The organism is Variovorax sp. BGA-UO-ETr-C22 (assembly GCF_059567965.1).
Genome location: NZ_JCAQPA010000010.1, coordinates 205,459 through 225,177 on the forward strand (window position 1 = coordinate 205,459; position 19,719 = coordinate 225,177).

The 19,719-nt window shown below is 70.7% G+C and carries 16 protein-coding genes and 1 other RNA gene; 9 read left to right on the forward strand and 8 right to left on the reverse strand.

Annotated features, from left to right (window positions below; translation table 11 throughout):
* The first annotated feature begins 73 nt into the window (after positions 1 to 73).
* The gene (locus tag AC57B8_RS14410) at positions 74 to 2,329 is read left to right on the forward strand and encodes an IgaA/UmoB family intracellular growth attenuator (protein WP_496479968.1); all 2,256 of its coding nucleotides are present in this window, start codon (positions 74 to 76) and stop codon (positions 2,327 to 2,329) included.
* Positions 2,330 to 2,488: 159 nt separating this feature from the next.
* Entirely contained in the window at positions 2,489 to 3,361 is an 873-nt protein-coding gene (gene htpX / locus AC57B8_RS14415) for a protease HtpX (protein WP_056575841.1), read from the forward strand.
* 91 nt (positions 3,362 to 3,452) lie between these two features.
* Here htpX and AC57B8_RS14420 read toward each other — a convergent pair whose 3' ends face one another.
* From AC57B8_RS14420 to hmpA, 5 genes are all read right to left on the reverse strand, one after another.
* Positions 3,453 to 4,457 carry a ProQ/FinO family protein gene (locus AC57B8_RS14420; protein ID WP_496479969.1) on the reverse strand — a complete coding sequence of 335 codons (1,005 nt, stop codon included), beginning with the start codon at positions 4,455 to 4,457 and terminating at the stop codon, positions 3,453 to 3,455.
* A 110-nt stretch (positions 4,458 to 4,567) separates the two neighbouring features.
* A complete protein-coding gene (locus tag AC57B8_RS14425) occupies positions 4,568 to 5,125 on the reverse strand; it encodes a VUT family protein (RefSeq protein WP_139701420.1) in 558 nt (185 codons plus the stop codon).
* A 2-nt stretch (positions 5,126 to 5,127) separates the two neighbouring features.
* Positions 5,128 to 6,753 (reverse strand): NAD(P)/FAD-dependent oxidoreductase, encoded by a 1,626-nt coding sequence (locus AC57B8_RS14430; protein WP_496479970.1) that lies wholly within the window; start codon positions 6,751 to 6,753, stop codon positions 5,128 to 5,130.
* Positions 6,754 to 6,826: 73 nt separating this feature from the next.
* On the reverse strand, positions 6,827 to 7,747 hold the full coding sequence (gene cysK / locus AC57B8_RS14435) for a cysteine synthase A (protein WP_062478599.1): 921 nt from the start codon (positions 7,745 to 7,747) through the stop codon (positions 6,827 to 6,829).
* 115 nt (positions 7,748 to 7,862) lie between these two features.
* Entirely contained in the window at positions 7,863 to 9,047 is a 1,185-nt protein-coding gene (hmpA, locus tag AC57B8_RS14440) for an NO-inducible flavohemoprotein (RefSeq protein ID WP_496479971.1), read from the reverse strand.
* A gap of 135 nt (positions 9,048 to 9,182) precedes the next feature.
* Here hmpA and norR point away from each other — a divergent pair, with 135 nt between their 5' ends.
* From norR to AC57B8_RS14475, 7 genes are all read left to right on the forward strand, one after another.
* Positions 9,183 to 10,769 carry a nitric oxide reductase transcriptional regulator NorR gene (gene norR / locus AC57B8_RS14445; protein WP_496479972.1) on the forward strand — a complete coding sequence of 529 codons (1,587 nt, stop codon included), beginning with the start codon at positions 9,183 to 9,185 and terminating at the stop codon, positions 10,767 to 10,769.
* A 59-nt stretch (positions 10,770 to 10,828) separates the two neighbouring features.
* An RNA gene (gene rnpB / locus AC57B8_RS14450) (RNase P RNA component class A) lies at positions 10,829 to 11,197 on the forward strand.
* A gap of 159 nt (positions 11,198 to 11,356) precedes the next feature.
* Entirely contained in the window at positions 11,357 to 11,815 is a 459-nt protein-coding gene (locus AC57B8_RS14455; RefSeq protein WP_139701559.1) for a MarR family winged helix-turn-helix transcriptional regulator, read from the forward strand.
* A gap of 12 nt (positions 11,816 to 11,827) precedes the next feature.
* The gene (locus AC57B8_RS14460; RefSeq protein ID WP_496480522.1) at positions 11,828 to 13,933 is read left to right on the forward strand and encodes an FUSC family protein; all 2,106 of its coding nucleotides are present in this window, start codon (positions 11,828 to 11,830) and stop codon (positions 13,931 to 13,933) included.
* The gene (locus AC57B8_RS14465) at positions 13,930 to 14,136 is read left to right on the forward strand and encodes a DUF1656 domain-containing protein (protein WP_062483051.1); all 207 of its coding nucleotides are present in this window, start codon (positions 13,930 to 13,932) and stop codon (positions 14,134 to 14,136) included. The genes AC57B8_RS14460 and AC57B8_RS14465 overlap by 4 nt, the downstream gene beginning before the upstream one ends.
* A gap of 25 nt (positions 14,137 to 14,161) precedes the next feature.
* Positions 14,162 to 15,085 carry an efflux RND transporter periplasmic adaptor subunit gene (locus tag AC57B8_RS14470; protein WP_496479973.1) on the forward strand — a complete coding sequence of 308 codons (924 nt, stop codon included), beginning with the start codon at positions 14,162 to 14,164 and terminating at the stop codon, positions 15,083 to 15,085.
* Positions 15,082 to 16,563 carry an efflux transporter outer membrane subunit gene (locus AC57B8_RS14475; RefSeq protein ID WP_496479974.1) on the forward strand — a complete coding sequence of 494 codons (1,482 nt, stop codon included), beginning with the start codon at positions 15,082 to 15,084 and terminating at the stop codon, positions 16,561 to 16,563. The genes AC57B8_RS14470 and AC57B8_RS14475 overlap by 4 nt, the downstream gene beginning before the upstream one ends.
* Before the next feature lie 30 nt (positions 16,564 to 16,593).
* Here the strand turns inward: AC57B8_RS14475 and AC57B8_RS14480 are convergent, their stop codons facing one another.
* The 3 genes from AC57B8_RS14480 to AC57B8_RS14490 all read right to left on the reverse strand — a co-directional run bounded on the left by AC57B8_RS14480 (position 16,594) and on the right by AC57B8_RS14490 (position 19,656).
* Positions 16,594 to 17,163, reverse strand: coding sequence for a hypothetical protein (locus tag AC57B8_RS14480; protein WP_496479975.1), 570 nt, complete (start codon positions 17,161 to 17,163; stop codon positions 16,594 to 16,596).
* 85 nt (positions 17,164 to 17,248) lie between these two features.
* Positions 17,249 to 17,977 (reverse strand): RNA pseudouridine synthase, encoded by a 729-nt coding sequence (locus tag AC57B8_RS14485; RefSeq protein WP_496479976.1) that lies wholly within the window; start codon positions 17,975 to 17,977, stop codon positions 17,249 to 17,251.
* A complete protein-coding gene (locus AC57B8_RS14490) occupies positions 17,974 to 19,656 on the reverse strand; it encodes an MBL fold metallo-hydrolase (RefSeq protein WP_496479977.1) in 1,683 nt (560 codons plus the stop codon). Before AC57B8_RS14490 ends, AC57B8_RS14485 begins: the two co-directional genes overlap by 4 nt.
* Positions 19,657 to 19,719: the final 63 nt, after the last annotated feature.

Consider the following 19,719-nt stretch of genomic DNA (forward strand, 5'->3'; position numbering starts at 1 on the left):
CCTCGGCTGGCGGTCGCATCGCGCGCAAGTGCGCGCGACATACGTCAAGAAAAAATCAGGGAAATCAAAAAAGATGGACACCGTCCTCATCGTTCTCAAGCTCGGGCTGGTTCTCTACGGGATCTACAGCTTCATCAGCTACATGTCGCGACGCTCCGAGAACCGCAATGCGCTGAAAGACTTTCGCAGCAACTCGCCGGTGCTGCGCAGCATCAGCGACGAAGAAAAGTCGGCGCTGCAACCCTTTCTCATGGGGCAGGGCCTCGTGATCGGCGACAACGTGCACGAGCTCGACGGCGCGTTCGTGCGCCACGGCCTCCAAACGCAAGGCGCGACCACGCTGCACGACACCCTTGGCGACGTCGACGTGCTGCTGCCCTACGACGCCCTCCACTACGTCGAGGCGTACAACGAGGCGCAGGTGGTGTTGTCCGGCAAGTGCGCGGTGGTGATCCGCCTGAACGGCTTCGAACTGCTCGAAGGCCGGGCGCGCGCGCAGCGCCAGCAGGCCCAAGACCAACAATGGCAGCGCGGCGAGCTCGGCGCGCTGCCGTCGCTCGATGAGACCGTGGCGGCCGAAGTGGCGACTGGCGTGGTGGTGCCGGAAGCCGCGGTGGCATCGATAGCGACCGACCCGAACGCGCGCTACCAGCGCGGCGAGGTCGACATCCTGAGCCAGCGCACCGAAACGCCCGAGGAGGTCGAGAGCCGCATCGGGCGCGGCGGCTGGGCCTCGGCCTTCGCGTGGCTTCTGGCGTTCGTGCTGTTGTGGGTCGCCACCTGGGACGCCACGCGCGCGGCGCGCATCTACCTGCTGGGCGCAGGCCTGCTCGCAGGCTTGTGGGCCGTGTGGCTGTTCGTGCGCAAGCCGCCGGCCACGGCGCCGGAGCGGGAACCGCAGCCCGTGAACCGCGTGCGCGGCATGCTCAACCAGATTTCGGTGACGAATGCTGGCAACACGTCGGTCCAGAGCGTGGGCCTGTTCATCGGCGACAAGTTGAGCCTAGTGTTGCCCTCGCACTGGCGCAACGCGGCAGCGGTGGCGCACGGCGAGGTGATCGAAGCCGAGCTGCGCACCAGCGACTACAGCGCAGTGGGCTTCGGCCCCAAGTGGTCGGTGAGCGACGAGTGGCGGCGTTTCCAGCCCGTGTACTGGGGACGGCACCTGCTGCATCTGATCATCGGCCTGCTCGCCGCAAGTGCGGTCGCGCTGTCGGTGCCCGACCTGCGCAGCGAGGCTGCGCTGGCGGCGCAGTGGGTCATGAATGGCAGCGGCACCACCGCCTATGCCGACGTCGGGCAACTGGCCGACAATCCGCCGCCCTGGGGCAGCCGCGCGCGCATGGCAGGCGAAGGCCGGTGCGAGATCGACCTGAGCGGCCGTGCCGGCGTGCCCGCCACCGATTGCACCCTGGTGCGCTGGGACGGCACCGCACCCGTTGTTCCCGCGTTGGACATTCCGCAGACCGTGCTGGCGCTCGCCAGCCCCCACTTCATTCGTGTGTCCGAGGACTACACGATGTCCAGCCTGATCGAGGTGCAGCGGCTTCTGCAGGGCGGACGGGTGGACGACAGGCTCGCGGCCTACAGCGCGCGCGAGCGCACGCTGTGGATCGCGCGGGGTTTCGACCAGTCGGTGGCGGCGATCGAGGCCGCCTGCAAGGACGCCGATGGCCTGTCGCCCTCCGCCTGCGAGAGCCTGCAGCGCGACCTCGTGCGCACCATCGACGCCACCGTAGACAAGGACGGCGTCGACATGCCCGTGATCACCTGGCAGGCGTTGGCCGCGAGCGTGGCGACGGGCCAGGAGAACGCATCCCTGAGGCTGTCGCAGCAACAGCTGGCGTCTGTCCGGCGTGCGTTGCAACAAGCCGTCGACAGTACGGTGGCTGCGAAGATCGAGACGGCGCGCACCGCCATCGTGCCCGCCAAGGGCGGCGTGCTGCTGGCGTCTGCCACGCGCATCGTGGACATGCCGGCGCAGCCCGGCAAGGCCGAAGATGGCGAGAGCACCCCGCTCGCCCGCTGGACCCGCCTGCAGCTCAACGCCACACCAGACAGCCTGAAACCCTTCACCCTCGAAGGCCTCGTGACCGCCAGCGGCAAGGACACCACCGGCACGCCGTGGGTGCGCGTCGACCCGAGCCTCGATGCCTCGCGCATGACTGCGGCGGGCGCGCACGCGCTGTGGTGGCTGTTCGCCGCGGGGCTGCTGCTGGTCAACGGCGTGCTGTTCGCGCTGCGCTGGACGCAGGACAGCCGCCGACGCGACCGGCTCGAGGCTGACATCGCCACCCGCCCCGCACCGGGCACCAGCGGCCTTTTCTGACAGGCCTTGACTCCTGCGGGGAATATCGGGGCGCCAGAACTTTTGCTCCTATCATGGCTCCACCGGAAGCAACACCGAGGGCCTCCCTGTCGCGCGCGGCTTGAAGAGGGCCCCGGGGGCCTTATCTAAGGGGGCAGATTTCCCCACGGAGAATTCAACTTGAAACGTATCCTTCTGTTTGTCCTGACCAACGTGATGGTCGTCGCGGTGCTCGGCGTGGTCGCCAGCCTGCTCGGCGTCAACCGCTTTCTCACGGCCAACGGGCTCAACCTGACGGCGCTGCTCGGTTTTGCGCTGGTCATGGGTTTCGGCGGCGCGATCATCTCGCTGCTCATCAGCAAGCCCATGGCCAAGTGGACGGCCGGCCTGCGCATGATCGACAACCCCCAGTCGCCCGACGAGGCCTGGATCGTCGGCACCGTGCGCAAGTTCGCCGACAAGGCCGGCATCGGCATGCCTGAGGTCGGCATCTTCGAAGGCGAGCCCAATGCCTTTGCCACCGGCGCGTTCAAGAACTCGTCGCTCGTGGCTGTGTCCACCGGCCTGCTGCAGGGCATGACGCGCGAAGAAGTCGAGGCCGTCATCGGCCACGAAGTCGCGCACATCGCCAACGGCGACATGGTCACGATGACGCTGATCCAGGGCGTGATGAACACCTTCGTCGTGTTCCTCTCGCGCGTGATCGGCTACGCGGTCGACAGCTTCCTGCGCCGCGGCGACGACCGCTCGTCGGGCCCCGGCATCGGCTACTACGTGAGCACCATCGTGCTGGACATCGTGCTCGGCTTCGCCGCCGCGATCGTGGTGGCCTGGTTCTCGCGCCAGCGCGAGTTCCGCGCCGACGCCGGCGCCGCCGCACTCATGGGCAACCGCCAGCCGATGATGAACGCGCTCGCCCGCCTGGGCGGCCTGCCGGCCGGCGAGCTGCCCAAGGCCGTCGAAGCCATGGGCATCACGGGCGCGATGGGCAAGCTGTTTGCCACGCACCCGCCAATCGAAGAGCGCATCGCGGCGCTGCAGAACGCGCGCTGAGCCCACTGCAGAAGGCGGCCAACGCCGTCGTCCATGAAAAAAGCCGCCACAGTGATGTGGCGGCTTTTTTCGTTGGGGCGGGCGTGTGGCGTCAGTCCGCGGCGGGTGCTTCGGGAGCGGCCGGGGCGGCTTCTGCGTCGGGCGCTGCCTGCACTTCAGGCGCTGCGGCTGCCGCCGCTTCAGCGGCCACCGCTGCGGCAGCGGCCGCAGCCTCGGCCCGCTTCTTGTCGTCCCGCACGCGCTGCAGCGTGCGCGTCACGTCGCCGGGCTTCATGCCGTACATGTCGGCAAACTCCTGTTCGCTGCGGCCGCTGGCTTCGAAGGCGCGCAGCAGGGCTTCGCGCTTGGCGGCCTGCTGGGCGAGTTCGGCCAGGGCTTCGTCGACGACGGCGTTGTTGTTGGCGTCGCGCGAGCGCACCAGCACGGCATAGGCCTCGTGGTCGAGGCCCGAGGCTTCGATGGCCTTGGCGATGCGCGTCACCAGCTGCGGACGCAGGTCTTCGCCGGGGTTGCGGTGCGAACGGCGGCGGTGCAGCTCGAGGATGGCGTGGTGCACGTGCTCGGGCGCAACCGGGTCGAGCGCGTTGCCGTCCAGGTCGTGGCGCGCATGGCCGGCGGCCACGCTCTCGAGGTAGCGCGTGGAGCGTGCGTGCTGGCCCATCGCGATCTTCAGGTCTTCGGCCTTGAAGTCTTCGGGATGGCGCGCGATCAGTTCTTCGTACACGCCGAGCTTCAGCGGCACGAAGCGCGCGCCGAAGAGTTGCGGGTACAGCTCGAACAGGCGTTCGAGCACCGGGTTGACCTTGCGCGGTGCGCGCTGGGCTTCGGGCTGTTGTTGCTGTTGCGGCTGCTGTCCGCGCGGCTTGCGCCCTTGCTGCGGCTGCTGCTGCCCATGCGGGCGCTGTTGCTTCGCCCGCGGCGGGCGTTGTTGCTGCTGCTGTTGCGCGGGGGCGGGCTGCGCCGCCGACGCGTCAGCGCCTGCGTCGGTGCTGCCCGCGCCGGACTTCAGCTGCTGCAGCTGCTCGGCCATGTCCGGGCGCTGGCGCCGTGCGTTGCGCGAGTTCGTGTTCGGGGCGGCGGTGGATGCGTCGGTCATACGGAAGGCTCGGCGATGGGCGCGAGGGATGGAAAGGGAAGAAAAAGAACAACCGGTCCCGCGCGGTCAGCGCGGTCGGAACATCCTGCGGGTATTGTCAGGGCGGATCGTCATGCGCGTGCAGCGCCTCGGTCACCTCGGTCAGGGACCTGCCGCCCGATCAGCAGCCGGAACGGCAGCAGCATCAGCACGCCGACACCGAGCTTCACGCCCAGGTCGCCGAGCGCCCAGGTGAGCCAGGGGCCGTCGGTGCCCGCGAAGGCGATGCCCCAGAAGACGATGCTGTCGAGCACGGCCGCGATCACCGTGGCCACGAGCGGCGCGCGCCACCACAGGCCCCTACGCAGGCGGTCGAACACGCGGATGTCGAGCAGCTGCGAGGCGATGAAGGCCAGGCCCGAGGCGGCGGCGATGCGCGCCGGTGCGAGCAGCAGCGACACCGCCACGGCCACCGCGAAGCCGACCCACGCCACGCGGCGCGCCATGCCGGGGCCGAAGCGCCGGTTGACGAGGTCGCTCACGAGGTAGGCCACCGGGTAGGTGAAGGCGCCCCAGGTGAGCCAGTCGTTGATGGCGAACTGGACCAGGAGGTTGGACGCGAGCACCACGGCGGCCATCGCCAGCGTGGCGACGGCCAGCTGGCCGGTGGTGGGACGGTGGAAGTGCATCGTCAAACGGCGCTGCCGAGCACGCTGCGCGCCACGGCCTCGGCCACCTTGATGCCGTCCACGCCGGCCGACAGGATGCCGCCCGCGTAGCTCGCGCCTTCGCCGGCCGGGTAGAGGCCGCGCACGTTGAGGCTCTGGAAGTCGTCGCCGCGCGTGATCTTGATCGGCGACGAGGTGCGCGTTTCCACGCCCGTGAGCACGGCGTCGTGCGTGTCGAAGCCCTTGATCTTGCGGCCGAAGGCGGGGAAGGCCTCGCGCATCGCCTCGATGGCGTAGGCGGGCAGGGCCTGGTGCAGGTCGGTCGGCGTCACGCCGGGCTTGTACGACGGGATGATGCTGCCGAGCGCGGTCGATGGCTTGCCGGCGATGAAGTCGCCCACCAGCTGGCCGGGCGCGTGGTAGTTGCTGCCGCCGAGCACGTAGGCGTTGCTTTCGAGCTGGCGCTGCAGCGCGATGCCCGCGAGCGCATCGCCCGGGAAGTCGCGCGGGTCGATGCCCACCACGATGCCCGCGTTGGCGTTGCGTTCGTTGCGCGAGTACTGGCTCATGCCGTTGGTGACCACGCGGCCCGGCTCGCTGGTGGCCGCGACCACGGTGCCGCCGGGGCACATGCAGAAGCTGTAGACCGAGCGGCCGTTGCTGGCGTGATGCACCAGCTTGTAGTCGGCCGCGCCCAGCAGCGGATGGCCCGCGTGGCGGCCCCAGCGGGCGCGGTCGATCAGGCCCTGCGGGTGCTCGACGCGGAAGCCGATGGAGAAGGGCTTGGCCTCGATGTGCACACCGCGCGTGTGCAGCATCTCGAAGGTGTCGCGCGAGCTGTGGCCCAGTGCCATCACGACGTGGTCGGCGCGCAGCTCGCTGCTCTGGCCGGTCGTCTGGTCCAGCACCGTCAGGCCGCGCAGGTGGCCGTCTTCGATGTGCACATCGGTCACGCGCTGCTCGAAGCGGATCTCGCCGCCGAGCGCGACGATCTGCTCGCGGATGTTCTCCACCACCTTCACCAGCTTGAAGGTGCCGATGTGCGGGTGCGCGACGTACAGGATTTCGGGCGGTGCGCCGGCCTTGACGAACTCTTCCATCACCTTGCGGCCGAGGAAGCGCGGGTCCTTGATCTGGCTGTAGAGCTTGCCGTCCGAGAAGGTGCCGGCGCCGCCTTCGCCGAACTGCACGTTCGACTCGGTGTTGAGCACGCTCTTGCGCCACAGGCCCCAGGTGTCGCGGGTGCGCTGGCGCACGGTCTTGCCGCGTTCGAGCACGATGGGCTTGAAGCCCATCTTCGCGAGCATCAGCGCCGCGAAGATGCCGCAGGGGCCGAAGCCGATCACCACGGGGCGCGTCGCGTCCGCGGGCGCCTGGCCCGGCGGCGTGTAGCGCATGTCGGGCGCGGGCTGGATGTGCGGGTGGGCGGCGTGCTTGGCCAGCAGCGAGGCTTCGAGCGCCGCGTCGGCCAGCTGCACGTCGCAGATGTAGACCGTGAGCAGGTCGACCTTGCGGGCGTCGAAGCTGCGCTTGTAGACGGTGTGGGAGGCGATCGCTTCGGTCGGAACGTCGAGCGTTCGGGCGATCAGGGTGGCCAGCGCGTCAGGCGCGTGGTCGAGCGGGAGTTTGAGTTCGGAGATTCGCAGCATGTCGTGGGGCTTGTGGTTATCAAGCAGACCGACGATTTTAAGCGCCCGGGGCGCTATGAAACTTGTAGCTGGATCAGGCGGGCAGGAAGCCTTCGACGGAGAGGTAGCGCTCGCCGGTGTCGTAGTTGAAGCCCAGCACCACCGCATCGGGCGCCAGCGAGGGCAGCTTCTGCGCGATGGCCGCGAGCGTCGCGCCCGACGAGATGCCGACCAGGATGCCTTCCTCGACCGCGCAGCGGCGCGCCATTTCGCGCGCCGGTTCGGCGTCGACCTGCAGCACGCCGTCCAGCAGCGAGGTGTCCAGGTTCTTCGGGATGAAGCCCGCGCCGATGCCCTGGATGGGGTGGGGCGCGGGCGCGCCGCCCGAGATCACGGGCGAGGCCACGGGCTCCACCGCGAACACCTGCAGCTTGGGCCACTTCTTCTTGAGCACCTTCGCCACGCCGGTGATGTGGCCGCCCGTGCCCACGCCGGTGATGAGCACGTCGATGCCCTCGGGAAAGTCGGCCGCGATTTCCTCGGCCGTGGTGCGCACGTGCACGTCGACGTTGGCGGGGTTGTTGAACTGCTGCGGCATCCACGCGCCCGGCGTGCCGGCCACGATTTCCTCGGCGCGGGCGATGGAGCCCTTCATGCCGTTGGCGCGCGGCGTGAGGTCGAAGGTGGCGCCGTAGGCCAGCATCAGGCGGCGGCGCTCCACCGACATGCTGTCGGGCATCACCAGGATCAGCTTGTAGCCCTTGACGGCCGCGACCATCGCCAGGCCGATGCCGGTGTTGCCCGAAGTGGGCTCGACGATGGTGCCGCCGGGTTTCAGCGCGCCGCTCTTCTCGGCGTCTTCCACCATCGACAGCGCGATGCGGTCCTTGATCGAGCCGCCGGGGTTGGCGCGCTCCGACTTGATCCAGACCTGCTGCTTCGCATGGCCGAACAGGCGGTTGATGCGGATGTGCGGCGTGTTGCCGATGGTCTGGAGGATGTTCTGGGCCTTCATGGAATCTCCTTGGGTGCGAGGGTCGGATGGTCAGCGCGCATTGTGGCGCCCCCTGGGCCGGGTTGCACCCGGCCCGCGACCGTTTCAGCACGAGGGGATGGCAGGCCGTTGCGATTCAGGCCTCCAGGGCTTCCAGCGGCCCGAAGAACTCGTAGCGAAGCTGCTGCTTCGGCACGCCGAGCGCCAGCCCGTTCGCATACACCGCCTGCATGAAGGGCTTCGGTCCGAGGAAGTACAGGTCGACGTCGCGGTCTTCCGGCAGCACTCCGGCCAGCAGCTCGCGGGTGACGAAGCCGGTCGCGTGCGGCGTGTCGGTGTCGCGCGGCGCGTCGTAGACATACAGCGGCTTCACGTTCGCATGCCGCTGCGCGAGTGCGTCGACGCGGGCGCGGAACGCGTGCGCGCCGCCGTGCCGCGCCGCATGGACGAAGTGCACCGGCCGGCCCGTGTGCGCCACCGATTCGAGCATGCTCATCGCGGGCGTGATGCCCACGCCGCCCGTCACCAGCACGAGGGGCCGCGCCTGCTCGCCGGCGGGCTGCAGCACGAAGTCGCCGCACGGCGCCTGCACCTGCAGCCGCGTGCCGACCGCGGCGGCTGCGTGCAGCCAGTTCGAGGCGCGGCCCCCTTCCTCCTTCTTCACGCTGATGCGGTACCACGGCTTGCCCGGCGCGTCGGACAGCGAGTAGTTGCGCCGCACCGGCTGGCCGTCGATCTCCAGCACCAGCGTGAGGTACTGCCCCGGCGAGAACGCCAGCAGCGCGCCGCCGTCCACGGGCTCCAGGTAGAACGAGGTGATGACTTCGCTCTCGTCCTCGCGCCGGGCCACGCGAAATTCGCGCGTGCCGCGCCACCCGCCGGGTTGCGCCGCATTGGCGCTGTAGACGGCTTCTTCCGCGGCGATGAGCAGGCCCGCCAGCGATTCGTAGGCCTCGCCCCAGGCGGCGATCACCTCGTCGGTCGCGGCATCGCCGAGCACCTCCTTCACGGCGCGCAGCAGGTAGTGGCCGACGATCGGGTAGTGCTCCGGCAGCACGCCCAGCGCGGCGTGCTTCTGGATGATGCGGGGCAGGGCGCCGGCGATCGCTTCGAGCCGGTCGATGTGCGCGCCGTACGCGATGACCGCCCCCGCCAACGCGCGCGCCTGCGTGCCGGCCGCCTGGTGCGCCTCGTTGAAGAAGGCCTTCACCTGCGGATGGCCCTCGAACATGATCTTGTAGAAGTGGCTGGTGATGGCCTCGCCGTGGGCCTGGAGCGCGGGCACGGTGGACTTGACGATGGCGATGGTTTGCGGATTCATGGTCTGGCGGTCCTTCGGTTGAGATGCGTTGGTCATCTCACGATCCGTGCCAGCCGGAAGGCCTCTGCAAGTGCTTGACGTCATTGGGGATTTGCCGGATGTGGTCAAATTCGCAACAACTTCTGCGTTGTATTTATGACCACGATACGTGTCGATTCGACCACCGAGACCCCATCGCCCGAGCCCGAAGCCGAGGCCGCCCGCTACCGATCGCTGCTCGCCGCCGCGCGCGGGCTGGTCCGCTGCGATGCCGCCGCGCTGCTGCAGCTCGATGTCGACGTGCTGAAGCCCGTCGCGGTCGACGGCCTGAGCGACGAAACCCTGGGGCGCCAGTTTCCCGTCGCCGCGCATCCACGTTTCGCGCGCCTGCTCGACAGCGAACGGGGCCTGCGCTTCGCCCACGACAGCAACCTGCCCGACCCGTACGACGGCCTCGTCGCCGGCCAGCCGGGCATCCTGCCGGTGCACGACTGCATGGGCGCGCCGCTGCGCTTGCGCGGCGCCGTCTGGGGCCTGCTCACGCTGGACGCGCTGGAGCCGCACGCCTTCGATGCTGTGGGCCCGGCGCAGATGGAGGCACTGATCGCCCTCGTCGAAACCGGCATCGAGGCCGCCGATACGATCCGCGAAATGCAGGCGCGCGCGATGCGCGAGCAGGCCGTGGCGCAGGCGCTGCGCGCAGGCCGCGGCGCGCCCCGCGAGCTGCTGGGCAGCAGCCCGGCGATGAGGCAGCTGTGCCACGAGATCGACACGGTCGCCGTGTCCGACCTCACGGTGCTGCTGCTCGGCGAGACCGGCGTGGGCAAGGACCTGGTCGCGCAGCGCCTGCACGCGCGCTCGCGGCGCAGCGAGCAGCCGCTGGTGCAGGTCAACTGCGCGGCGCTGCCCGAGTCGCTGGCCGACAGCGAACTCTTCGGCCACAAGCGCGGCGCGTTCACCGGCGCCGTGCAGGACCGCGACGGCAAGTTCGAGATCGCCGATGGCGGCACGCTCTTTCTCGACGAGGTCGGCGAGCTGCCGCTGAGCGTGCAGGCCAAGCTGCTGCGCGTGCTGCAAAGCGGCGAGGTGCAGCGCCCCGGCAGCGACCGCATGCGCAAGGTCGACGTGCGCGTGATCGCGGCCACCAACCGCGACCTGCCTGCGGCGATCGCACAGGGGCGCTTTCGCGCCGACCTGTACCACCGGCTGTCGGTCTATCCGCTGGTCGTCGCGCCGCTGCACGAACGCGGGCGCGACGTGCTCGTGCTGGCCGGCAGCTTTCTCGAGGAGAACCAGCACCGGCTGGGCGCGCGCAACCTGCGGCTCTCGCCGGCGTCGAAGGCCGCCATGCTGGCGCACGGCTGGCCGGGCAACGTGCGCGAACTCGAGCATGTGATCAGCCGCGCCTCGCTGCGGGCGTTCAGGGAGCAGCCGCGCGGCTCGCGCTGGACGGCCATCGAGCCGCATCACCTGGCGCTGGACAGCGCTGCCATCGTGGGAAGCGCCATGGCAGCGCCCGCGCAGGCCCCGGCGAACGAACACGCGGGGCCTGCCATCGCTGGTGGCACGTTGCGCGAGGCGACCGAGGCCTTCCAGCGGGCCTGGCTTTCGGAACTGCTCGCCCGCCACGGCGGCCGCGTGGCCAGCGCCGCGCGCGAGGCCGGCATCGACCGCAGCAACTTCCACCGGACCTTGCGCAAGCTGGGCCTGGTGCAGGCCGGCGACAGCGAAACGCTCGGTTGAAGGTCGGCGCGCGACACCGCCTGAAGGGTCATTGATGGGGCGGGCGATAATCGAGCGGTGAAGCACGCCAGACCGCCGCTGGTGCAAGCCCGAAAGGGACGATGCTCTGCCTTCGGGCAACAGCATCGGGTCGAAAGATCGCACTGGAGGAACGTCCGGACTGCACAGGACAGCGCAGGAGTTAACGACTCTCCACCGTGAGGTGAGGATCAGAGCAACAGAGACGAGCCGATTCAGTTCGGGTGAAACGGGCAATCTCTGCGCGCAGCAACACCAAGTAGGCCAGTATTGAGGTGGTTCCGCTGAGCTGGCGGGTAGGTGGCATCGAGCCGTTTGGCGACAAACGGCCCAGAGTAATGGCGGTCACGCCGGGGTCTTCGCAAGAGGGCTCCGGTGCACAGAATCCGGCTTATCGGCGAGCTTCACACTTTTCTTTCCCTTCCCCCTTTTCCCTGGGCCGCGCGCTGACGTCGTGCGCGGTCGCGTGCAAGACTCGGTAGAAACCCGTACAATTGTTAGCAAGCTAACTAATTGATAACGCCGTGGCCGATACCGAACCCATCTCCCCGTTGCGCGAACACGCGCTGATGCGGCTCGGCACCTCGCTGTCGGTGCTCCAGCGCGGCTACCGCGCGGCGGCCGACAAGGCGGTGGCGCACGTGGGCCTGTCGCAGACGCTGGCCTGGCCGGTCGTGGTGCTCGGGCGCATGGAAGACGGCGTGCGCCAGGGCACGGTGGCCGAGGCGCTGGGCATCGAAGGGCCGTCGCTGGTGCGCTCGCTCGACCAGCTGGTCGAGGCCGGCTTCGTCGAGCGCCGCGAAGACCCGGCCGACCGCCGCGCCAAGACGCTGCACCTCACGCCCGCCGGCCGCGCCGTCTGCGAGCCCATCGAGGCCGCGCTGCGCCAGATGCGCGCCGCGCTGTTCGAAGGCATTCCCGACGAGGACATCGCCGCCACCTTGCGCGTCTTCGGCGCGCTCGAGGCCAAGCTCGGCCGCAGTGCTGCCGGCATGCAGAGCCTGCAGCAGGAAGGGCGCGGCCAGTAAATGGCGATGTCGATGGCCCTGCCGCGCTTCACCCGCGCGGAAGTTCTCTTTTCCGTCAAGAGCTTCGCCGCGGCGATGCTGGCGATGTACCTGGCCAGCCGCGCCGGCCTGCCGCGCCCGTTCTGGGCGCTCATGACCACCTACGTCGTCGCCCACCCGCTGGCCGGCGCCGTGCGCTCCAAGGCGGTGTTCCGCTTCTGCGGCACGCTCATCGGCAGCGTCGCCACCGTGCTGATGGTGCCCGCGCTGTCCAATGCGCCCGAGCTGCTCACGCTGGTGCTCGCGCTGTGGGTCGGGCTGTGCCTGTATGTGTCGCTGCTCGACCGCACGCCGCGCTCGTACGTCTTCATGCTCGCGGGCTACACGGCGGCGCTGATCGGCTTTCCGTCGGTGCAGACGCCGCTCGTGCTGTTCGACACCGCCGTGGCGCGCGTGGAAGAGATCGGCCTGGGCATCTTCTGCGCCACGCTGGTCCACAGCCTCGTGCTGCCCGCGGGGCTCGCGCCCACCGTGCTGGGCCTGCTCGACCGCACGCTGAAAGACGCGCGCCAGTGGCTCGGCGACCTGTTCCAGCCCGGCGACCGCAGCACGCCCAAGGACGCCGACCCCAAGCGCCTGGACGACGACCGCCGCCGCCTGGCCGGCGACATCACGCAGCTGCGCCTGCTCTCGACCCACGTGCCCTTCGACACCACGCACCTGCGCTGGACCGCCGGCGCGATCCGCGCCATGCAGGACCGCGTGGCGGCACTCACGCCCGCGCTGTCGGCGGTCGAAGACCGGCTGCAGGCGCTGGCGCAAGCCGAAGGCCGCCTCGCGCCTGACGTCACCGCCGTGCTGGCGCTGGCCGCGCAATGGCTGCGCGACGAAAGCGACCCGACCGTCGATGCCTCCGCACGCTTGCAGGCGCTGCGCCAGGCGATCGGCGCACTGGGCACCGCACAAGACACGGGGTTCAGCCCCTGGGCCCGCGCGCTGCGCATCGGCCTGGCGGGCCGGCTCGAAGAGCTGGTCGACGGCTGGACCGCCTGTGTCCGGCTGCGCCGCGACATCGACGAAGGCTTGAAGGGCGGCGCGCCGCTGCGCCGCACGGCCGCGCTCGGCCAGCGCGCGATGCACCGCGACCACGGCATGGCGCTGCTGTCGGCGCTGGCCGCCGTCATCGCCATCTGCGTGTGCGGCGCGTTCTGGATCCTCACGGGCTGGACCATGGGCTCGGCCGCCACCATGATGGCCGCCGTCTTCTGCTGCTTCTTCGCCACCATGGACGACCCCGTGCCCGCGATGCACGGCTTCCTGAAGTGGACGCTGTGGTCCATTCCCATCTCGGCCGTCTACGTGCTCGTGCTCATGCCCACGGTGCAGGACTTCGGCATGCTCGCGCTGGTCTGCGCGCCGCTGTTCCTGGTGCTGGGCCTGTACCTGCCGCGCCCGACGCACTTCATGGCCGCGATGGCGCTGGTCTTTGGCGTGTCGGGCACGCTGGCGATGCACGATACCGCCAGCGCCGACCTCGTGAGCTTCATCAACAGCATGACCGGCCAGATCGTCGGCGTGGTGATGGCCGCGCGCGTCACGCGGCTGGTGCGCTCGGTGGGCGCCGACTGGAGCGCGCGCCGCATCCAGCGTGCCACCTGGCGCGAGCTCGGCGACATGGCCGCCTCCACCCAGCCGCAGTACGCGCAAAGCGACGCCTACGCCGTGCGCATGCTCGACCGCATCGGCCTGCTGGCGCCGCGCATCGCGCAGGCCGGCGGCACCGTCGAGGGCGTGGCCGCCAACGACGCGCTGCGCGACCTGCGCATGGGCGCCGACATCGCCGTGCTGCAGCGCGTGCGCGCCCAGCTGCCGATGGCCACCTCGGCCGCGCTGCTCGGCGGCATCGCGCGCTTCTTCCGCCAGCGCGGCGAAGGCCGCATGGCGCCGCGCCCGGCTGCGTTGCTGCCGCAGATCGATGAAGCGCTGGCGGCGGTGCTCGCCGCACGCGACGTCACCACCGCCTCGCGCGCCGCCGTCACCGCGCTGGTCGGCCTGCGTCGCAACCTGTTCCCCGACGCGCCGCCTTCGCTGGCAGGCGTGGCCGTGTCTTCCTCTTCACCGCAAGGAGCTTCCGCATGATCGGCGAAGCCAGTTTCTACGGGCTCTACGTGCCCTGGCTCATGCTGCTGGCCGGCGCCGCGCTGCTCGCCCTGTGGGGCGTGCGCCGGCTGCTTGCCGCCACTGGCCTGTACCGCTGGGTGTGGCACCCGGCGCTGTTCGACATGGCGCTGTACCTGCTGCTGCTGTACGGCCTGAGCCGCCTCACGGCGCACCTGCAATGACAACGCAAACCACACAGAGATTTCCATGAAAGCCAATCCCTTCGCAGACAACCCCCGGGCGCAGAGCCTGCTGCGCGTTCTCCTCACCGTGGCCGTGGTGGCTGCCGCCGTCTGGGCGGGCTTTCGCCTGTGGGACCACTACGAGCTCGCACCGTGGACGCGCGACGGCCGCGTGCGCGCCAACGTGGTCCAGATCGCGCCCGACGTCTCGGGCCTCGTCACGGCCGTGCCGATCCGCGACAACCAGCCCGTCGCCGCCGGCACGCTGCTGTTCGAGGTGGACCGCGCGCGCTACGACCTCGCCGTGCGCCAGGCGCAGGCCGCGCTCGCCGCGCAGCGCGCCGTGAGCGCCCAGGCCCAGCGCGAGAACGCACGCAACACGGGGCTCGACGAGCTGGTGTCCAAAGAGTCGCGCGAACAGACCCGCGCCCGCGTCGAGCAGGCCCAGGCCGCCGTCGCGCAGGCCGAGGTGGCGCTCGACTCGGCGCGCCTCAATCTGCAGCGCGCCGAAGTGCGCGCGCCGGCCGACGGCCTCGTCACCAACCTCGATCTGCGCCAGGGCAGCTACGCCGCCGCCGGCCGTCCGGTGCTCGCGCTGGTCGATGCGCAGTCGTTCTACGTCGAGGGCTACTTCGAAGAAACCAAGCTGCCGCGCATCCACCTGGGCGACCGCGTGCGCGTGACGCCGATGGGCGGTGGCGCGGTGCTCGAAGGCGCGGTCGACAGCGTGGCCGCCGGCATCGCCGACCGTGACCGCTCCACCAGCGCCAACCTGCTGCCCAGCGTGAACCCGACCTTCAACTGGGTGCGGCTGGCGCAGCGCATCCCGGTGCGCGTGAAGCTCGACCCGCTGCCCGAGGGCGCGCGCCTCGTGGCCGGCCAGACCGTCACCGTGCAGGTCCTCGAACACGACACGGCCCACGCTGCCGCCACGCCGAAGAAGGGATGACCGCCATGACCCGCTTCGCCTTTCGCATGGCTTCGCTCGCGGTCGCGGCCGGGCTCGCGGCCTGCGCGGCGGTCGGCCCCGACTACCGGCAACCGCCCGAGGCACTGGCCAGCCAGCCCGCTGCCGGCAAGCCTTTCGCCGAAGCACCGGCGAACGCCGCGCCGCTGCCCGCGCACTGGTGGCGCCTGTACCACGACCCGCTGCTCGACCGGCTCGTCACCCAGGCCCTTGCGCACAACACCGACCTGCGCCAGGCCGTCGCCAACCTCGAGCGCGAACGCGCCATCGAAACCGAAGTGGCCGGCGCCAAGTACCCGACGATCGGCGTGAACGGCGGGCCGTCGTTCGGCCACGTCTCGGGCCTGTCGCTGCTGCAAAAGGGCTACGAGCCGCCGAACACCTTCAACTACAGCGCGGGCGCGTCGCTGTCGTACCAGGTCGACCTGTTCGGCCAGATCCGCCGCGCCATCGAAGCCTCGGCCGCCAACAGCCAGGCCGCCGAAGCCGCGCTCGACCTCGTGCGCGTGAACGTTGCGGCGGGCACCGCGCGCGCCTACGCCGAGGCCTGCTCGGCTGGCCTGCGGCTGCAGATCGCGCAGAAGTCGGTCGCGCTGCAACAGGACGCCGTGAACGTCACCGAGCGCCTGCAGCGCGCAGGCCGCGCCGGTGCCATCGACGCCGGCCGCGCGCGTGCCCAGCTCGCGCAGCTCGACGCCGCGCTGCCGCCGCTGAAGGCCCAGCGCCAGGGCGCGCTCTACCGCCTGGCCACGCTCACCGGCGCGCTGCCGCAAGATTTTCCGCGCGAGGTGGCCGACTGCACCACGCCGCCGCGCGTGGCCGGCGCGCTGCCGGTGGGCGACGGCGCCGCGCTGCTGCGCCGCCGGCCCGACATCCGCCAGGCCGAGCGCAGCCTCGCTGCCTCGACCGCACGCATCGGCGTGGCCACGGCCGACCTCTATCCGAAGGTCACGCTGGGCCTGTCGGGCTCGTCCGCCGGCCATGCCACCGGCTTCGGCCGCCAGGACACGCTGGCCTGGAGCGTGGGCCCGCTGATCTCGTGGACCGTGCCCAACACCGGCGCCGCGCAGGCCCGCATCGCACAGGCCGAGGCCGGCACGCGCGCCGCGCTCGCCAAGTTCGACGGCACCGTGCTCACGGCACTGCGCGAGACCGAGACCGCGCTCGGCACCTACGCCCGCGAACTCGACCGCCGCGCCGCCTTGCAGGCCTCGCGCGACGAAAGCGCCAAGGTCGCCGCGCAGGCGCGCCAGCTGTACCGCAACGGCCGCACCGCCTACCTCGACGCGCTCGACGCCGAACGCGCATTGGCCGGCGCCGACGCCGCATTGGCCGCCAGCGAGGCGCAACTGGCCGACGACCAGGTCGTGCTGTTCATGGCGCTCGGTGGCGGCTGGGAGCCGGCCGATGACGCGCTCGCACAAAGCCAACAAGGCAAGCCCGCCACGACCGTCCGCTGAGCGGCACGTGCCGCTCGCCGGCCGCAACGCTCAGCGCGTGAACAGCCAGCCGCCCTTGGGCTGGCGCATGAGTTCGTGGCGCTTGATGGCGCGCTCCTCGCCGTCGTCGCCCACGTAGACCACGTCGAAGCGCAGCAGCCGGGGCGACACCAGCTTCCAGTTCTGGATGCGCTGCACCGTCACGCAGGCGGTCTTGTCGTGGTACTGCATCTCGGCCATCGGCCCGCCCTGGAAGCCCGTGCCGTCGAACAGCCGGCCAGGCGCGGCGAAGGGGTTGAGCACCGCGCCGTTGCGCGCCGTGATGCAGCCTTCGGTACGCAAGAAGGATTCGATGGTCGGCGACGCGCTCCCCACCACCTTGCCCACCGCGGGGCTCGGGGGCTTGCCGCCGACGGCTTCGCGGATGCGTTCCACCTGCACGGCGGTGATCGGCGCGAGGCCATCTTTGGAAACCACGGCGGGTGGGGCGGCTGTTGTCGCGGCGGTCGGCGAACCGATCGGCGCGTCCGGGAACAGCAAGGCCGTGAGGTAGCTGCAGCCCGCCAGCAGCGTCAGGGGCAGGGTGCAGGCCAGGGTGCGGATCGGTGTGCCGAACTTCATGGTGCTGGGATCTCCCGTGTGCGGCGCGAGGCCGCTGTCTTCAGGTGGCAGTTTGCGGTGCTGCCTCGTCGTCCTCAAGTCGCTTTCAAAAACGCTCGTGCGGCGCCAGGTAGCGCCACTGCCCCGGCTGCAGCCCGGCCAGCGAGACACGGCCCACGCGCAGGCGCCGCATGCCGACGATGCGCAGGTTCACGCCGTCGCAGATGTGCGCGATCTGCCCGGGCCGCGCGCCCTTCAGCGCAAAGCGCAGGCCGGTCTGCTCGGGCGACTGCCGGCCGATGCTCACGCGCGCGGGCGAACGCTCCAGCCGTGCCAGCACCTCGGGGCTCACCGGGCCGGCCACGTCGACCATCACTTCGTGCTCGAGGATGCCCGCGTCTTCCTGCAGTTTGCGCTCGATGCGCCATTCCTGCGTGTAGGCCACGAGGCCGCTGGCGCCGGTTTCGAGCGGCGTCATGCAGCGCTGGCCGCGCGCATGCGCCGGCAGGAAACGCTGGCCCTCGCGCTCGGGCTCGTGGTGGTTGGCAGCCACCAGCAGCTGGTGGGCGTTGTCGGTCGGCATGCCGGCGGGCTTGTACAGCACCATCGTCACCGGCACCACGGGCTCGGGCCGCGCGCCGGCGGCGATCTCGACCTGCTGGTGCGGCTGCACGCGCGACTGCGGCAGCAGCGCGGGCACGCCGTCCACGCGCACCGCGCCGTTCTCGATCAGCAGCTCGGCCTCGCGGCGCGACACCTGGGCCAGCGCGGCCACGCGCTTGGCCAGGCGCACGCCTTCGTCGTCGGGTGCCGAGGGGCGGTTCGAGCGGTTCATCGCGCGTCGGCCAGTTGACGGATGCGCGCCACATGCGCCGCCAGCGAACGCGCCGCCACCGGCCACATGCGCTCGGGCACGTCGTCGTAGGCGAGCGGCAGCCACTGCGCGGGCGTGCCGTCGGGCAGCCGCTGCATCGCGGCGGCGATCTTGGCCTCGCGCTTGAGGCGGTGCGCCTTCAGGTGCGCGATGGCGGTGCGCGCAAAGCCGATCACGTAGCCGTGCGCCGGCAGGATGAAGTCGATGCCGCCGGCCGCGCAGGCCGCGTCGAGCTTGTCGAGCGAATCGAGGTACGCCGTCATGTCGCCGTCCGGCGGATCGACCACCGTCGTGCTGCCGTTGAGGATGTGGTCGCCCGAGAACAGCAGGCCGTCTTCTTCGAGCACCAGGCACAGGTGGTTGGCCGCATGGCCGGGCGTGTGGATGGCGCGCAGCGTGTGCACGAGCGGCATGCCGTCGGGCGCGGTGCCCGAGAGCACCAGCCGCTCGCCGTCCGCCAGTTCGCGCTCGGCACTGAAGCGTGCGGTGGCGCGCGCCGTGGGCGCGGACGACAGCCCGAGGATCGGCGGCTTGCGCGCTGCCGCGCACAGCGCCTGCAGCGGCGCGGCGCCCGGCGAGTGGTCGGCGTGCGAATGCGTGCAGACGATCAGGCGGATGTCGCCCTGCGTGGCTTCGATCAGCCGTGCGAGGTGCGTCGCGTCGTTCGGGCCCGGGTCGATCACGAGGTAGCCGGTGGCCGCGTCGCCCACGAGGTAGGTGTTGGTGCCGGGGCCCGTCATGGCGCTGGGGTTCGGCGCGGTGAGGCGCTGCACGTTCTTCAGCAGCGCCACGGGCTGCGTGCTCTGCCAGTCGAGCGCGTGCGCGATCTGGCCGTCAGGGCACACCAGCGCGAGCTCGCCGAAGGGCGACTCGTGTTCCATGTAGCGCGCGTCCTCGCCCTTGAGCAGGCCGGCGCGCGGGCAGCTGGTCCACAGCGGCTTCTCCTGGCCGTCGGCCCCAGGCGCGCAGGCCGCGAGCACCGCATCGACCGTCGCGTAGGCCGCCATGCGCTGCAGCGTGCGGATGGTCGGGAAGATCATGAAGAAGCTGCCCGCCTCGTGGCGCGCCAGCGCGTCGGCCGGGCGCACCCAGCAGGGCTCGAACTGCTCGCTCTCGTCGGCCGTGGGCTCCTGGCCCTCGGGCATGCGCGCCACCAGGAAGGGCACGTCGAAGCGCTTGGGCAGGTCGCGGTCGGTGATCCAGTGCGCGAAGGTGAAGACCTGGTCGGCCGACAGCACCAGGCCGCGTGCCGCGCACTGGTCGGCGAAGGCCGTGCCGGCGGTGGCATTGCGGTCCATGGCGGCGACCTCGCCGGCGCTCACCGCGCGGCCGTCGGCGTGGCGGGCCAGCAGGATGCCGAGTTCTTCGAAGGCCTCGCGGATCGCGGCGATGGCCTGCGTGTGTTGCGTGTCGCTTTGCGTGGCGCGGCGTGCCGCGATGCGCGCGGCGGCGGCGTCGGCCGCGTCGATGTGGCCCCCCGGAAAGACGTAGGCACCGGGTGCGAAGCTCGCGGTGGCCGAGCGGCGGGTCATGAGGACCTCCAGGCCGGCGTCGGTGTCGCGCAGCAGCAGGACGGTGGCGGCGGCGCGCACGGGCACCGGTTCGCGATGGGTGTGGAGTTGTTGTGTGGGGCGGACCATGGAGCGATTATGGAGAGGCAAGGGGCGCGGTGCATAAGCACATGTGCAAACAGATATCAGCCG

Bases quoted from the DNA above. Each gene is read 5' to 3' on its own strand.
- AC57B8_RS14410 (WP_496479968.1), top strand. From the start codon at position 74: ATGGACACCGTCCTCATCGTTCTCAAGCTCGGGCTGGTTCTCTACGGG.
- AC57B8_RS14420 (WP_496479969.1), bottom strand. From the start codon at position 4,457: ATGACCGACGCATCCACCGCCGCCCCGAACACGAACTCGCGCAACGCA.
- AC57B8_RS14425 (WP_139701420.1), bottom strand. From the start codon at position 5,125: ATGCACTTCCACCGTCCCACCACCGGCCAGCTGGCCGTCGCCACGCTG.
- AC57B8_RS14430 (WP_496479970.1), bottom strand. From the start codon at position 6,753: ATGCTGCGAATCTCCGAACTCAAACTCCCGCTCGACCACGCGCCTGAC.
- cysK (WP_062478599.1), bottom strand. From the start codon at position 7,747: ATGAAGGCCCAGAACATCCTCCAGACCATCGGCAACACGCCGCACATC.
- hmpA (WP_496479971.1), bottom strand. From the start codon at position 9,047: ATGAATCCGCAAACCATCGCCATCGTCAAGTCCACCGTGCCCGCGCTC.
- norR (WP_496479972.1), top strand. From the start codon at position 9,183: ATGACCACGATACGTGTCGATTCGACCACCGAGACCCCATCGCCCGAG.
- AC57B8_RS14455 (WP_139701559.1), top strand. From the start codon at position 11,357: ATGCGGCTCGGCACCTCGCTGTCGGTGCTCCAGCGCGGCTACCGCGCG.
- AC57B8_RS14460 (WP_496480522.1), top strand. From the start codon at position 11,828: ATGGCCCTGCCGCGCTTCACCCGCGCGGAAGTTCTCTTTTCCGTCAAG.
- AC57B8_RS14465 (WP_062483051.1), top strand. From the start codon at position 13,930: ATGATCGGCGAAGCCAGTTTCTACGGGCTCTACGTGCCCTGGCTCATG.
- AC57B8_RS14470 (WP_496479973.1), top strand. From the start codon at position 14,162: ATGAAAGCCAATCCCTTCGCAGACAACCCCCGGGCGCAGAGCCTGCTG.
- AC57B8_RS14475 (WP_496479974.1), top strand. From the start codon at position 15,082: ATGACCGCCATGACCCGCTTCGCCTTTCGCATGGCTTCGCTCGCGGTC.
- AC57B8_RS14480 (WP_496479975.1), bottom strand. From the start codon at position 17,163: ATGAAGTTCGGCACACCGATCCGCACCCTGGCCTGCACCCTGCCCCTG.
- AC57B8_RS14485 (WP_496479976.1), bottom strand. From the start codon at position 17,977: ATGAACCGCTCGAACCGCCCCTCGGCACCCGACGACGAAGGCGTGCGC.
- AC57B8_RS14490 (WP_496479977.1), bottom strand. From the start codon at position 19,656: ATGGTCCGCCCCACACAACAACTCCACACCCATCGCGAACCGGTGCCC.